The 14,464-nt window shown below is 72.4% G+C and carries 14 protein-coding genes; 5 read left to right on the forward strand and 9 right to left on the reverse strand.

Features of this window, described 5'->3' with window-relative positions:
- Positions 1-7: 7 nt before the first annotated feature.
- Positions 8-1,279 (forward strand): tetratricopeptide repeat protein, encoded by a 1,272-nt coding sequence (locus tag F563_RS22205; protein ID WP_019014574.1) that lies wholly within the window; start codon positions 8-10, stop codon positions 1,277-1,279.
- A 17-nt stretch (positions 1,280-1,296) separates the two neighbouring features.
- On the opposite strand, the gene F563_RS0110215 is transcribed toward F563_RS22205, so the two are convergent.
- The 7 genes from F563_RS0110215 to F563_RS0110250 form a co-directional block, all read right to left on the reverse strand.
- The gene (locus F563_RS0110215; protein ID WP_019014575.1) at positions 1,297-1,755 is read right to left on the reverse strand and encodes a molybdenum cofactor biosynthesis protein MoaE; all 459 of its coding nucleotides are present in this window, start codon (positions 1,753-1,755) and stop codon (positions 1,297-1,299) included.
- A gap of 1 nt (position 1,756) precedes the next feature.
- Positions 1,757-2,008, reverse strand: a complete 252-nt coding sequence (gene moaD / locus F563_RS0110220; RefSeq protein ID WP_019014576.1) for a molybdopterin converting factor subunit 1 — start codon at positions 2,006-2,008, stop codon at positions 1,757-1,759.
- Positions 2,009-2,015: 7 nt separating this feature from the next.
- Positions 2,016-2,585, reverse strand: coding sequence for a hypothetical protein (locus tag F563_RS0110225; protein WP_019014577.1), 570 nt, complete (start codon positions 2,583-2,585; stop codon positions 2,016-2,018).
- 61 nt (positions 2,586-2,646) lie between these two features.
- Positions 2,647-3,231, reverse strand: a complete 585-nt coding sequence (gene pgsA / locus F563_RS0110235) for a CDP-diacylglycerol--glycerol-3-phosphate 3-phosphatidyltransferase (RefSeq protein WP_019014578.1) — start codon at positions 3,229-3,231, stop codon at positions 2,647-2,649.
- A gap of 15 nt (positions 3,232-3,246) precedes the next feature.
- Positions 3,247-5,151 (reverse strand): excinuclease ABC subunit UvrC, encoded by a 1,905-nt coding sequence (gene uvrC, locus F563_RS0110240; protein ID WP_035575025.1) that lies wholly within the window; start codon positions 5,149-5,151, stop codon positions 3,247-3,249.
- A 283-nt stretch (positions 5,152-5,434) separates the two neighbouring features.
- Positions 5,435-5,854, reverse strand: a complete 420-nt coding sequence (folB, locus tag F563_RS0110245; RefSeq protein ID WP_019014580.1) for a dihydroneopterin aldolase — start codon at positions 5,852-5,854, stop codon at positions 5,435-5,437.
- A 32-nt stretch (positions 5,855-5,886) separates the two neighbouring features.
- Positions 5,887-6,660: an SDR family oxidoreductase gene (locus F563_RS0110250; protein ID WP_019014581.1), complete on the reverse strand. Its 774-nt coding sequence runs from the start codon at positions 6,658-6,660 to the stop codon at positions 5,887-5,889.
- Positions 6,661-6,748: 88 nt separating this feature from the next.
- Here F563_RS0110250 and F563_RS0110255 point away from each other — a divergent pair, with 88 nt between their 5' ends.
- Both F563_RS0110255 and F563_RS0110260 read left to right on the forward strand, forming a co-directional pair.
- Positions 6,749-7,528: a short-chain dehydrogenase/reductase gene (locus tag F563_RS0110255; RefSeq protein ID WP_019014582.1), complete on the forward strand. Its 780-nt coding sequence runs from the start codon at positions 6,749-6,751 to the stop codon at positions 7,526-7,528.
- Between the two features lie 9 nt (positions 7,529-7,537).
- Positions 7,538-8,416 carry an alpha/beta fold hydrolase gene (locus F563_RS0110260; protein WP_019014583.1) on the forward strand — a complete coding sequence of 293 codons (879 nt, stop codon included), beginning with the start codon at positions 7,538-7,540 and terminating at the stop codon, positions 8,414-8,416.
- A 13-nt stretch (positions 8,417-8,429) separates the two neighbouring features.
- On the opposite strand, the gene F563_RS0110265 is transcribed toward F563_RS0110260, so the two are convergent.
- A complete protein-coding gene (locus F563_RS0110265) occupies positions 8,430-9,092 on the reverse strand; it encodes a hypothetical protein (protein ID WP_156825133.1) in 663 nt (220 codons plus the stop codon).
- Positions 9,093-9,226: 134 nt separating this feature from the next.
- On the opposite strand from F563_RS0110265, the gene F563_RS25850 reads away from it, so the two are divergent.
- Positions 9,227-10,576 (forward strand): trypsin-like peptidase domain-containing protein, encoded by a 1,350-nt coding sequence (locus F563_RS25850; RefSeq protein WP_019014585.1) that lies wholly within the window; start codon positions 9,227-9,229, stop codon positions 10,574-10,576.
- Positions 10,577-10,626: 50 nt separating this feature from the next.
- Positions 10,627-12,240 (forward strand): GMC family oxidoreductase, encoded by a 1,614-nt coding sequence (locus F563_RS0110275; RefSeq protein WP_019014586.1) that lies wholly within the window; start codon positions 10,627-10,629, stop codon positions 12,238-12,240.
- A 37-nt stretch (positions 12,241-12,277) separates the two neighbouring features.
- Here the strand turns inward: F563_RS0110275 and fusA are convergent, their stop codons facing one another.
- The gene (gene fusA, locus F563_RS0110280; RefSeq protein ID WP_019014587.1) at positions 12,278-14,356 is read right to left on the reverse strand and encodes an elongation factor G; all 2,079 of its coding nucleotides are present in this window, start codon (positions 14,354-14,356) and stop codon (positions 12,278-12,280) included.
- Positions 14,357-14,464: the final 108 nt, after the last annotated feature.

Genomic DNA, 14,464 nt, shown 5'->3' on the forward strand with positions numbered 1-14,464 from the left:
CACGGCGATGCACGAGGACCAGCGCGGGCTGCGCATCACCACCGCGAGCGCCGAGGCGGCCGAGGCGTATCGCGCGGGCCTCGACCTGATGCTCGCCGCCTGGCCGGGCGCGCTCGACGCCTTCGACCGCGCGCTCGCCGCCGATCCGCGCTTCGCCGCCGGGCATGCCGCACGCGCCCGCCAGTTGCAGATCCTGGGCCGCGTCGCCGAGGCGAAGCAGGCGATCGCGGCCGCGCGCAGCACGCTCGACGGCGCGACCGGGCGCGAGGCGTCGCAGGTCGCGATCCTGGAGCGCGCGCTCGCCGGCGACGGGGCGGGCGCGCTCGCCGCGTCGCTCGCCCACATCGCCGCGCATCCGCGCGATGCGCTCGTGCTGTCGCTGCCGCTCGGCGCGTTCGGGCTCTACGCCTTCTCCGGCCGGCCCGACCACGACCGGGCGCGCGCGGCGCTGTGCGACGCGGTCGCGCCGCACTACCCGGATGACTGGTGGTTCGAAGGCTATATCGGCTGGTCCTATGCCGAAGCCGGCGCGCTGGAGGCGGGCCAGCGTCGCCTGCTGCGCGCGCTGGAGCTGCGTCCGCTGAACGCCAATGCCGCGCATGCGCTGGCCCACACGCGCCTCGACCGCGGCGAGATCGAGGCCGGCCGGCACGAGACCGAGACGTTCCTGCCGCACTACGACCGATCCGGCACGCTGAACGCGCATCTCGCCTGGCACCTGGCGCTGTTCGCGCTCGAACGCGACGATGTCGCGACCGCGCTCGCGCTCTACGAGAGCCGCATCGCGCCGTCCGTGTCGCAGGCGCCGCCCCTGAACACGCTCACCGACGGCGCCTCGCTGCTGTGGCGGGTGATGCTGCGCGATCCCGTCCGGACGCTGCCGTGGGAGGACGTGGCCGCCTACGCGGCGGAGCGCTTCCCGAATGCCGGACTCGCCTTCGCCGATCTGCACGCCGCGCTGCTGGAGGCCGTCACCGGACGGCGCGAGGCGCTGGCGCGGCGGATCGAGGCGCTGGAGGCCCTGCTGGAGACCGGAAAGCTGCCGGCGGGGCCGGTGGTGGCCGCGCTCTGCCGCGGCTTCGCCGCGTATGCGGCGGGGGCGTTCGACGAGGCGGCCGACCTGCTCGTGCCCGCCCTGCCGGACGCCGCGCGGATCGGCGGCAGCGGCGCGCAGCGCGACATGATCGAGGACACCGCGATCGCCGCCTGCCTGCGCGCCGGGCGCGAGGAGACCGCGCGCAGGATCCTGCGGCGGCGCTTCGCGGCCCGGACACACTGATCGCGGCGCGCCGTCCGCTACCCCGCCCAGCGCGACGCCGCCCGGTCGTCCTCGGCGCGCGCCTCGACCCACTGCCCGCCGCCCTCGGCGAACTCCTCGTGCTTCCAGAACGGCGCCTTGGTCTTGAGCCAGTCGATCAGGAACGCCGTCGCCTCCAGCGCGGCCTGGCGATGCGCGGAGGCCGCCGCGACCAGCACGATCCCCTCGCCCGGCGTCAGCCGTCCGACGCGGTGGATCACCGTGCAACCGGCGAGCGGCCAGCGCGCTTGCGCCTCCGCCACGATCGCGGCGAGCGCGCGTTCGGTCATGCCGGGATAGTGCTCCAGCGTCATCGCCGTGATCGGCCGCCCCTGGGCGGTGTCGCGCACCGTGCCGACGAACAGGCCGATGCCGCCCACGTCGGCGCGCCCCGCGGTCAGCGCGGCGAGTTCCGCGCCCACGTCGAACGGCGCCTCCTGCACGACGACACGCGCCATCTCAGCCCCCGGTGACGGGCGGGAAGAACGCCACCTCGTCGCCCGCGCGCACCGGCGCATCGGGTGCCGCGAAGTCCTGGTTCACCGCGCAGCGCACCACGGCCCGGTTGGCGAAGGCCGCGGCGTGGCCGGGCGAGCGCGCGGCGAGGAAGTCGATCAGCCCGGCGACGTCGCGCACGCTCTCGGGCGGCGTGATCTCCTCCTCCGCCACACCGATCTTCTGCCTGAGCCAGGCGAAGTAGAGCACCTTCATCCCCGCCTCAGCGCGGCGCCGGCACGGTCCTGATCTGCCCGTCCGCGCCCATCAGCGTCATGGTGCCGCCGTCGCGCACCGTGGTGCCGCTGCCGGCCGGGCCGCCGAAGGTGCCGGTGCGATCGGTGCCGCCGGTGGTGACCGTGCCGGGCGGCGCGCCGGGAATCGCCTGGCCGCGCCGGTCCGGCTCCGGGGTCGCGACCGCGCGCGGCGGCACGCGATCGACGATGGCGGCCGGGTCCTGCCGCTCGGCCCGCGGCGCGGGGGCGGGGGCGGGCGAGCCGGGCGGACGCCGTGCCTGCCGCTCGCGCGCGCGCCGTTCCTCCTCGGTCTCGAAGACCGAGGCGCGCTCCAGCGTGTCGCGCGGCCACTGCACCGAGGTGTCGACCTCCAGGGGCTGCACGGTGTCCGCCCCGCCGCTCAGGCGCTGCTGGGTGTAGCTCTCGGCCGGCGCCATCGGCGCGCGCGCCGTGCCGAAGCCGCCGAACCCGGTGCCGGAGCCCGAGAACCCGCCGCAGCCCGAAACCAGAAGGCCGCAGGCCGCCAGGGTCGCCCAGCCCGCGATCGCTCGTCGCATTCGTCCCTCCTCGCGCGCGCCGGCAGAGATGTGTGCCATCGGCGCGCGGCCCGCAAGCGTCTCACTCGGCCGCGGCCGCGCCCCGCACGTGGCGCAGGCTCGCCACCAGGTAGTCCCAGCCGGTGATCAGCGTCAGCGCGGCGGCGAGCGTCAGCAGCGCCTCGCCGAGCAGGCCCACGGGCAGGAAACCGAGGCCGAGCAGCCGCGCCGAGGCATCGCCCGCCACCAGCATCCCGAGCGCGGTCATCTGCACGCCGGTCTTCCACTTGGCGAGCCGGCTGACCGGCAGGCCCTGCGACAGCCCGGCGAGGAACTCGCGCAGGCCCGAGACCAGGATCTCGCGCAGCATGATCACCACCGCGGCGATCAGGCCGATATCCGAGAGCCGCCCCAGCCCGGCGAGCAGCATCAGCACCGCGCCCACCAGCAGCTTGTCGGCGATCGGGTCGAGCATCCGGCCGAACTCGGAGGTGGAGCGGCGGCGACGCGCGAGATGCCCGTCCAGCCAGTCGGTCAGCGCCGCGGCCGTGAACACCGCGCAGGCCGCCAGATCGGCCGCGGGCCAGCGCATCAGGCACAATCCGACGATCAGCGGGATCGCGGCGATGCGCGACAGGGTCAGCAGATTGGGCAGGTCGCTCGGCACGAGATCCCCGGGAGGTCAGCCGCTGCGGGGCAGTGTATCGGGGCCGGCGCCGGGATGGAAATGCTCGTAGATCCGGCGGGCGAGCGCGCGGTCGATGCCCGGGCAGGCCTCCAGCGCGGCAAGCCCGGCGGCGGCCACCCCGCGCGCCGAGCCGAAGTGGTTCAACAACGCGCGACGGCGCGCCGGACCCACCCCCTCGATCGCATCGAGCCCCGACCGTCCCATCGCCTTCTGGCGGCCGGCGCGGTGCGTGGTGATGGCGAAGCGATGCGCCTCGTCGCGCAGGCGCTGGAGGTAGTAGAGCACGGGGTCGCGCGGCGGCAGCTCGATCGGCTCGCGGCCCTCGGCGAAGAACCGCTCGCGCCCGGCGTTCCGGTCGGGCCCCTTGGCGATCGCGACCAGGGGGATGTCCTCGACCCCGAGTCCGGCGAGCGTCTCGCGCGCGGCCGAGAGCTGGCCCTGCCCGCCATCGATCAGCACCAGATCGGGCCAGGTGCCGGGGTCGCGGTCGGGGTGCTCCTTCAGCGCCCGGCCGAAGCGGCGCTCCAGCACCTCGCGCATCATGGCGACGTCGTCGCCCGGCTGGACCGGACCCCTGATCGCGAACTTGCGGTAGGCGGATTTCACGAAGCCCTGGGGGCCGGCGACGATCATCACGCCATAGGGCTCGCGGCCCATGGTGTGGCTGTTGTCGAAGACCTCGATCCGCTCGGGCGGGGCGGCGAGACCGAACACCCGCGCCACCCCCTCCAGCAGCACGGCCTGGGCGGTGCCCTCGGCGAGCCGGCGCTCCAGCGCCTCGCGCGCGTTCTGGAGCGCGTGCTCGACCACCGCGCGCTTGGGCCCGCGCTGGGGCACGGCGAGCTCGACCTTGCGACCGGCCTTCAGGCTCAGCGCCTCGGCGACGAGATCGGCCTCGGGGATGCGGTGGGACAGCAGCACCGCGCGCGGGGGCGGCTTGTCGTCGTAGAACTGCCCAAGGAATGCCGCAAGAACAGATGGTTCGTCCTCGCCCTTGGCATGGGCGGGGAAGTGCGCCCGGTTGCCGTTGTTGCGCCCGCCGCGGATGAAGAACACCTGCACGCAGGACTGGCCCCCGGCCATGTGGCAGGCGATCACGTCGGCATCGCCGAGCTCGCCCGGGTTCACCACGTCGGTGGACTGGACATGCGTCAGCCCGCGGATGCGGTCGCGGATCGTGGCCGCGCGCTCGAAGTCGAGCGCCTCGGCGGCGCGCTCCATCTGGGCGGCGAGCTCCTGTTGCAGGGCGGTGGTGTCGCCTTCGAGGAACCGCTTCGCCTGGGCCACCAGCCCGGCATAGGCGGCCTGATCGATCCGGCCGACGCAGGGCGCCGAGCAGCGCTTGATCTGATAGAGCAGGCAGGGCCGCGTGCGGTTGGCGAACACCGTGTCCGAGCAGGTGCGCAGCAGGAAGGCCCGGCTCAGCGCGGTGACCGCCTGGTTCACCGCCCAGGCCGAGGCATAGGGGCCGTAATAGTCGCCCTTGCGGCTCTGCGCGCCGCGATGCTTGGCGAGCTGCGGGAACGGGTGGTCGCCCGTCAGCATCACCCAAGGGTAGGACTTGTCGTCGCGCAGGACGATGTTGAAACGCGGCTTGAGGCGCTTGATCAGGTTGCTCTCGAGCAGCAGCGCCTCGGCCTCGGTGTGGGTGGTGATCACCTCCACCGCGACGGTCTCCATCACCATGCGGCGCAACCGCTCGGGCAGGCGGGCCGGCTGCGCATACGCGGGCACGCGCTTGCGGAGGCTCTTGGCCTTGCCGACATAGAGCGCCTCGCCCTTGGCATCGAGCATGCGGTAGACACCCGGCCCGGGCGGCAAGGTGGGCAGCGCCGCCTCGATCACGGCAGCGCCCCGCGCCGGGGTTGAAGACGTATCGCCGGCCTGATCTCGCGTCATCGGAAGCGTCTGCGCAGCGTCAAGCAACCGACAGACGTGCCGTCGGTATCCACCGAGTCTGTGGACAACTCTGTGGGGAAGGGTCTCACGGCGTCGCGAGTCCGGCCTTTCGCTAGGGCTCCCTCGGTTTGCCCACTTCTTGGGCAAAGAAATTCAATCATTTGTTTTTCAAGGATTTTGCATCGGCCCCCTGAAACGAAACCGTCGTATAGCCGGCAGAATGACCGTCAGACGGGGCGCATCCGCAGACTCGGCCGGCAGTGGACAACTTCCGCCCGACACGTCAAGCCCGTCTCCGCTCGATCGTAACGCCCACGGAATCCGCGTCCGGCAGCGCCTCGGGCTTCTCAACCGTAACGCGAACGATCCGCACGCGATGGTCTGAGAGGCACGCCTCGGCGATCCGCTCCGCGAGCGTTTCCACCAGCATCACGTGCCCGTCGGCGACGATCGCGCGCGCGAGCCCCGCCACGCGCTCGTAGTCCACCACCCGCGCGAGGTCGTCGCGACCGACCGGCGCGCGCGACATCGGCCGCGCCCCGTCGTCCTCGACCGCGAGCTCGACACCGATGCGCACCGGCTGGCGCGTCAGCCGCTCGTGGCCGTGCACCCCGATCGAGGCTTCGAGCGTGAGGCCGCGCACGAACACATGCCTGAGCCCGAGCGCCGCATCGGCGAGCCGCCGCTCCGCGCCGTGATCCATCGTCCTGCCGTCCTTTCCGGCGCGACCGGCGGCTATTCCTCCGGCGCCTCGCGCGCGGGCGCCCAGTGCAGGTGCTGCCCGCCGTCCAGCGCGATCATCTGCCCCGTCATCGACGGCAGCGCAAGGATGGCGAGCGTCGCGCGCGCCACCTCCTCGGGCGAGGCGCCGCGCCCGAGCGGCACCGAGGCGCATTGGCGCGCGAACTGCTCCGGCGTCTGGCGCGGGCTGGGCACGGTCGGGCCGGGGCCGATGCCGTTGACGCGGATGCGCGGCGCGAGCGCCAGGGCGAGGGTCCGCGTCAGGGTCCAGAGCGCGGCCTTGCTCACGGTGTAGCTGACGAAATGGGGGGTGAGGTTCCACACCCGCTGGTCGAGCAGGTTGATCACCGCGCCCTCGGCCCCGGCCGGGAGCGCGCGCGCCATGGCCTGGGTCAGCACGAAGGGCGCGCGCAGGTTGGGCTCCAGATGCGCGTCCCAGGAGGCGCGCGTGCCGTCGTCCCACTCGTCGCGCTCGAAGGCCGAGGCGTTGTTCACGAGCACGCCGACCGGTCCCAGCGCCTCGGCGGCCGCCGGCACCAGCCGGGCCACCTCCGCCTCGCGCGCGAGATCGGCGGCGAGCGCCACGCCCCGCCTCCCGCGCGCCCCGATCGCCTCGACGGTGGCGGAGGCCTCGGCCGCGCTGGTGCGGAACTGGATCGCCACGTCGAACCCCGCCTCGGCGAGGGCGAGCGCGATCGCCCGGCCGATCCGTTTCGAGCCTCCGGTGACGAGCGCGGTGCGGGGAATCGCGGCGGGAACGGTCCACATGCGACAGAACATGGGGCAGCCGGCCACGCTTGCCAGCCGCGCCGCGATGGGCTGGCATGCGGGGGCACGCTTTCGCATGGGAGGACCGATGGATCTCGGGGTTCGCGGCAAGACCGCGCTGATCACCGGCGGGTCGAAGGGGATCGGCCGCGCCGCCGCCGAGAGCCTCGCCGCCGAGGGCTGCCACGTGATCCTGGTCTCGCGCACCCAGGCGGCGCTCGATGCCGCGGCCGAGGAGATCCGCAGCCGCCACCAGGTGCGCGCGCGCGCCCATGCCGCCGACATCGCGGTGCAGGGCACGGCCGAGGAGCTCGCGCGGCGCTTCCCGGAGATCGACATCCTGGTGAACAACGCCGGCGCGATCCCGGGCGGGTCGCTCCAGCAGGTGGACGGCACCACGTGGCGCGAGGCGTGGAAGCTCAAGGTGTTCGGCTACATCGACATGTGCCGCGCCTTCTACCCGCTGCTCGCGCAGCGGTCGGGCGTGATCGTCAACGTGATCGGCAACGCGGCCGCCACGCTCGACCAGGCCTATATCTGCGGTGTCGCAGGCAATGCCGCGCTCGAGGCGTTCACGCGCTCGCTCGGCGGCGGCGCGCCGGCCGACGGGATGCGCGTGGTGGGGCTCTCGCCCGGCCCCGTCGCCACCGACCGCCTGGTGACGCTGACGCGCAAGAAGGCGGCCGACCGGTTCGGCGATCCGGAGCGCTGGCGCGACCTGCTCGCGCCGATGCCGTTCTCGCGCGCCGCCACACCGGAGGAGATCGGCGACATGGTGGCGTTCCTGGCGAGCCCCCGTTCCGGCTACACCAGCGGCACGATCGTGCAGATCGATGGCGGCATGGCCAGCCGCAGCCGCGCGTTCTGAGGGGACCCCATGCGCATCACCACAACGGACGGCGTGACGCTGCACGTCGAGGACACCGGCCACGGCGCGCCGATCGTGTTCGTGCACGAATTCGCCGGCGACTGCCGCAGCTACGAGCCGCAGGTGCGGTACTTCGCGCGTCGCTACCGCTGCGTGACCTTCAACGCGCGCGGCTACCCGCCCTCCGACGTGCCCGCCTCGCCCGAGGCCTACTCCCAGGCGCGCGCGCGCGACGACATCCGCGACGTGCTCGACCAGCTCGGCATCCAGGGCGCGCATATCGTCGGCATCTCGATGGGCGGGTTCGCGACCCTGCATTTCGGCCTCGCCTACCCGCACCGGGCGAAGTCGCTGGTGATCGCGGGCGTGGGCTACGGCGCGCCGGCCGACAAGCGCGCCCAGTTCGCCGAGGAGTGCGAGGTGGCGGCGCGCCGCTTCGAGACCCTGCCCGCCGCGGAGGCCGCCGGCAGCTACGGTCGCGGACCGACCCGGGTGCAGTACGAGAACAAGGACCCGCGCGGCTACGCCGAGTTCATGGCCCAGCTCGCCGAGCACGACCCGAAGGGTGCGGCGAACACGCTCAGGGGCGTGCAGAAGCGCCGGCCCTCGGTGTTCGACCTCGCCGAGGGGATGAAGGCGCTCAGCGTGCCCAGCCTGATCATGACCGGCGACGAGGACGATCCCTGCCTGGAGGCGAGCCTGTTCATGAAGCGCTGCATCCCGACCTCCGGCCTGGTCGTGCTGCCCTGCACCGGGCACACGCTGAACCTGGAGGAGCCGGCCGCCTTCAACGCCGCGGTGGCCGACTTCCTCGCCGCGGTGGAACTCGGCCGCTGGCCGCGGCGCGACCCGCGCAGCCTGACCGGGACGATCCTCGGCACACGCTGAGGCACGGCCCCGGTCAGGGGTGCGCGTGCACCCCGCCGTGGAAGAAGCTGTTGCCGGTGTAGCGGTAGCGCAGCGTGTAGAAGCGCCAGGGCCGCTCCAGCGGGTGGGTGCCGAAGGTGGTGGCCTTCAGCACGTAGCCGGTGTTGCCTTCGCTCATGTAGGTCATCGGCTCGACCAGTGTGCCGCCCCGGCCGACCTCCGAGAGCGCGACGTTGCGCTGCAGCTTGGCCTGCTGCGCCCGCCCGGCGTCGATGCCGAGGCTTTCGATCGCGGTGCCCGCCCGCGCCATGTTGACGTGGCAGACCCGCACCGTGCCGTTCGCGCCGGGGCCCTGGCTGCCGATGCCGAGCGTGCAGCCGTCCATGGTCGGGGTGAACATCCAGAGCGCCAGGTTGCCGAGCGTCGTCGCCTTGATGTTGTTCTGCTCGTAGGGACAGAAATAGGCGGGGATCGAGACCGGATCGTCGGGCCGCGCCAGGCGCAGGCGGAACACCTTCGCATCGGGATTGTTGGTCACGACGGAGTTCGGCCGCTCCTCGACCGTGACGTCCACCAGGCCCTCGGTCTGGTTCGGCACGATCACGTAGACGACATGCGTCTCCATGAAGGTCTTGGGGTCGTTGCAGAACGCATGGACCATCGACATCCGGATCTTTCCTCCTGTGGTCTCGCGCATGCCGGCGCAGGATCGGAGACGACGGCTTACGAGCCGGTAAACATATACCCGATGCCAGCAAGCGCCGGCACGCGCCCTCGTGCGCTCCCCCGGCTGTCAGTTGACTCGCGCCACGCCCGTTCCATTCTTCCCGCATGCGTGGCCTCGCCCTTGCCCTCGCCGTGCTGATCGCCTCGCCCGCGGCCGCGCAGGAGACCTCGTTCCGCATCTTCAACCGCACCGGCGAGCCGGCGATCGGCCTCTATGTCGGCGGCGGGCGGAACCTGCTGGCGGGGCGGCAACTGCCCGCCGGCGCCGGCGTCCAGACCGCAGCGCCCGGGTGCAGCGTGGATCTGCGCATGGTGCTGGCGAGCGGCCGCGTGATGGACTGGCCGCGCGCCAATGTCTGCGCGACGCGCGAGGTGTTCTTCACCCAGGCGCCCCCGCAGCGGCCGGGCCACGCCGCGCCGGCGCAGGCGGAGGTCGAACCGACCTCGATCGCCGCCGCGCAGCGCGCGCTGGCGGCTCTCGGATACGACCCCGGCGCCGCCGACGGCGTGATGGGGCCGCGTACGCGCCAGGCGATCGCCGCGTTCCAGCGCGACACCGGCCTGCCCGTCACCGGCGAGCCCGATCGGCCGACCATGGCCGCGCTCGGGCGGGCGGTCGGCGCGCAGGGCGGCGGGACGAACGGGAAGCCACCGCCGATCGGTGCGGCGCCGCCGCCGGTCGCGGCCGCCCCCCCGCCCCGGCCCGGCGCGCCGCGGACCGGAAACGACAAGCCGCCGCCGGGCGTCGACCGCCCGGTGCCGCTGCCGACGGGCGTCACCCCGGGTCCCGCCCGCCCGCCCTCCGACGCGCCGCCGCCGGCCCAGCAGCGGCGCGCCAGCACCGGCACCGGCTTCATCGTCGCCGAGGGGCGGGTGCTGACCAACCATCACGTGATCGACGGCTGCCAGCGCGTCGTCGGCGTGCTCGCGAACCGGCGGCGGGTCGATCTCGGCATCGGCCCGCGCGATGCGCGCCGCGACCTCGCGATCCTCTCCGGCCCGCGCGACCTCGGACCCGCCCTCGCCTTCCGCGAGGGGGCACCGCGCCGCGGCGACGAGGTCGTCACCTACGGCTTCCCGCTCACCGGCATTCTCGGCTCCGGGCCGACGCTGACCACGGGCGAGATCAGCGCGCTGACGGGGCTGCGCGACGATCCGAACACCATGATCATCTCGGCGCCGGTGCAGGCGGGCAATTCGGGCGGGCCGCTGCTCGACCGGGCGGGCAATGTGCTCGGCGTGATCGTCGCCAAGCTCGCCGCGCTGCGCGTGGCCGAGCGCACGGGCGACCTGCCGCAGAACGTCAACATCGCCATCCAGGGCAGCGTGGCCCTGGAGTTCCTGCGCCAGAACGGCGTGCAGGCGCGCCGGTCGCCGTCGATCGCGCACTACCCGGCCGCCGAGGTGGGCGAGATCGCGCACCCCTCGACCGTGCTGATCGAGTGCTTCAAGTAGCCGGTCGTCCCCGGATCGACCCGGCACGGCCCAGCCGCTAGCCTTCGCGCATGGACGCCGACATCGTGATCGTGGGCGCGGGCAGCGCCGGCTGCGTGCTCGCCAACCGGCTCTCCGCCGATCCCTCGCTGAAGGTGACGCTGATCGAGGCGGGCGGCGCGGGCGGGCATCCCTACACGCGCATCCCGGCGGCCTATGCGCGGCTGATGGAGCATCGCGGCCTCACCTGGGGCTACCGCACCACGCCCGACCCCGAGAGCGGCAACCGCGCCATCCTCTATCCGCGCGGGCGGGGCCTCGGCGGCTCCTCGGCGATCAACGGCATGATCCATATCCGCGGCCAGCCGCAGGACTATGACCGCTGGGCGCAGAAGGGCTGCCTCGGCTGGTCCTACGACGATCTCGTGCCGTATTTCCGCCGCTCGGAACGATACGAGGCCGCCCGCGATCCGGAACGCGGCCGCGACGGCGCGGTGGCGGTGGAGCAGGTGATCGATCGCGGACCGCTGCTCGAGGCGTTCATCGCCGCCGCGCAGGCGATGGGGCTGCCCTATCTCGAGGATTACAACGGCCGGGTGCAGGACGGGGTCGCCTGGACGCAGCAGGCGCGCGGCGGCCGCTGGCGCAGTTCGGCCAAGACCGCCTATCTCGACCCGGCGATCGGCCGGCCGAACCTGACGGTCATCACCGAGGCGCTCTGCCGGCGCGTGATGGTGGAGGGCGGACGCGCGCGCGGCGTGGAGATCGAGCGGGCCGGACGGCGCGAGACGATCTCGGCCGCGCGCGGCGTCGTGCTGGCCGCCGGCGCGATCGGCTCGCCGCAGATCCTCCAGCTCTCGGGCATCGGCCCGGGCGGACTGCTCGCGCGCCACGGCATTCCCGTGCTGCACGACCTGCCCGGCGTGGGGCGCAATCTCCAGGACCACTACCTCGTGCGCATGGCCTGGCGCGTGCGCAATGTCGGCACCGCGAACGAACGGAGCCGCGGGCTCAGGCTCGCCTGGGAGGTGGCGAAATGGGCCTTCGGCGGGCGCGGCATCCTGACCTGCTCGCCCGGCATGATCCTCTGCTTCCCGCGTTCGCGCGAAGGGCTGGAGAGCCCGGACATCCAGGCCGTGGTCGCGCCCGGCTCATGGCGGCAGGGCACCTTCGGGGCGCTGGAGGACGAGCCGGGCGTGTCGATGGGGGTCTGGCAGCACCGGCCGGAGAGCGTCGGCGAGGTGGAGATCGTCTCGCCTGACCCGGCCGCCGCACCGTCGATCCGGCCCGGCTACCTGACCGCCGAGGCGGACCGGCGTGCGCTGCTCTGGGGCATCCGCTTCTGCCGGCGCTGGATCGGCCAGACACCGCTCGACCCGTATCGCGGGGACGAGACGCTGCCGGGCGCGGAGGCCGAGAGCGACGAGGCGCTGCTGGCCTTCGCGCGCGCCTACGGGTCGACCACGTATCACCCCTGCGGCACGTGCCGCATGGGCCCCGAGGGCGACGCGCTGGCCGTGCTCGACCCGGGGCTGCGCGTGCGCGGGCTCGGCGCGCTGTGGGTGGCCGATGCCTCTTCCTTCCCCGACATGATCAGCGCCAACACCAACGCGACGGTCTATGCGCTGGCCGAGAAGGCGTCGGATCTGATCAGGAACGACCTGCGGGCCGCGCCCGCACCGTGACCCTCTCCCGCAGGGCGGGAGAGGGGCAGGGTGAGGGTCAGGCCGACTTCGCCATGATCTGCTCGGCGATGTTCCGCGGCACCGGGTCGTAGTGGTGGAACTGCATCGTGAACGACGCCCGCCCCTTCGACATCGAGCGCAGGTCCGAGATGTAGCCGAACATCTCGGACAGCGGGACGTGCGCGCGCACGATCACCGAGGTGCCCAGGATGTCCTGGCTCTGGATCATGCCGCGGCGGCGGTTGAGGTCGCCCACCACGTCGCCGACGTGATCCGGCGGCGTCGTCACCTCCACGTCCATGATCGGCTCGAGGATGATCGGCCCCGCCTTCTTCATGCCCTCGCGGAAGCACGCCTTGGCGGCGATCTCGAACGCCATCGCCGAGGAGTCGACATCGTGGTACTTGCCGTCCACCAGCGTGTACTTGAAGTCCACGGTGGGGAAGCCGGCGAGCACGCCGGTCTCGGCCTGCACCTTGATGCCCTTCTCGACCGCCGGGATGTACTCCTTCGGCACCGCGCCGCCGACCACCGCGTTCTCGAATACCACCCCGCCGTTCCGGTCGAGCGGCTCGAACACGATCTTGACCTCGGCGTACTGGCCCGACCCGCCGGTCTGTTTCTTGTGGGTGTAGGTCTCGGTGTGGCTGCGCGTGATGGTCTCGCGATAGGCCACCTGCGGTGCGCCGATATTCGCCTCGACGCCGTATTCCCGCTTCAGCCGGTCGATGATGATCTCCAGATGGAGCTCGCCCATGCCGGAGAGGATGGTCTGGCCCGTCTCCTGATCGGTGCGCAGGCGCAGGCTGGGGTCCTCGGCCGCGAGCTTCTGCAGGCCGAGCGTCATCTTCTCGATCGAGTCCTTGGTCTTGGGCTCGACCGAGATGTCGATCACCGGCACCGGGAAGGCCATGCGCTCCAGCACCACCGGGTCGGACGGATCGGCGAGCGTGTCGCCGGTCTGGGTGTCCTTCAGGCCGATGAAGGCGGCGATGTCGCCGGCATAGACCTCCTTGATCTCCTCGCGCTTGTCGGCGTGCATCTGGAACATCCGCCCGATGCGCTCCTTGTTGCCCTTCGTGGTGTTGAGGACCTGGTCGCCCGAGCGCAGCACGCCCGAGTAGACGCGCACGAAGGTCAGCGTGCCGTACTTGTCGTTGATGATCTTGAAGGCGAGGCCGGTGAACGGCGCATCCTCGCTGATGACGATCTCGCGCCCCGCCTCCTCCGAGCCCTCGGGCGGGACGGTGCGGATGCCCGGCACCTCGTTCGGCGCCGGCAGGTAGTCGAGCACCGCGTCGAGCAGCGGCTGCACGCCCTTGTTCTTGAACGCCGTGCCGCAGAGCACGGGGCGGAAGGTGCCGGCGATCGTGCCCTTCTTGATGCAGCGCTTCAGCGTCTCGACCGAGACGTCGCCCTTGTCGAAATACTCCTCCATCGCCGCGTCATCGACCGAGAGCGCGGTGTCGAGCAGCTTCTGGCGGTACTCCTTCGCCTTCTCCATCAGGTCGGCCGGGATGGGCGCGTCCTTGAACGAGGCGCCGAGTTCGGAACCGTCCCAGACGATCGCCTTCATCTGGACGAGATCGACCACGCCGACGAACTTGTCCTCGGCGCCGATCGGCAGCTGGACCTCGAGCGGCACGATGCCGAGCTTGTCGATCAGCGACTGCACCGCCTTGTAGAAATCGGCGCCGGTGCGATCCATCTTGTTGATGAAGATGATGCGCGGAACGTTGTAGCGGTCGGCGAGGCGCCAGTTGGTCTCGCTCTGCGGCTGCACGCCGGCGACACCCTCGATGATGAAGATCGCGCCGTCGAGCACGCGCAGGCTGCGGTTCACCTCGATGTTGAAGTCGATGTGGCCGGGCGTGTCGATGATGTTGATCCGGTGGTCCTTCCACTCGGCGGTCACGGCGGCGGAGGTGATGGTGATGCCGCGCTCGCGCTCCTGCTCCATGTAGTCGGTGGTGGTGGAGCCCTCGTGCACCTCGCCGACCTTATGGCTGCGGCCGGTGTAGTAGAGGATGCGCTCCGTCGTGGTCGTCTTGCCCGCGTCGATATGCGCGGTGATGCCGATGTTACGGATACGCGACAGCGGAACGTTGCGCGGCACGGCGGCCTCCTGGTCGTGCCCCCGGCAGGGCGGGGTCTCGTGAAAAACTGCGGGCGCGGCCGGCGGGGGGTGCTCACCACCGCCTCGACCGCGCCGCGCTTCCGGATC

It is taken from the genome of Elioraea tepidiphila DSM 17972, from assembly GCF_000378465.1.
Lineage (GTDB): Bacteria > Pseudomonadota > Alphaproteobacteria > Acetobacterales > Acetobacteraceae > Elioraea > Elioraea tepidiphila.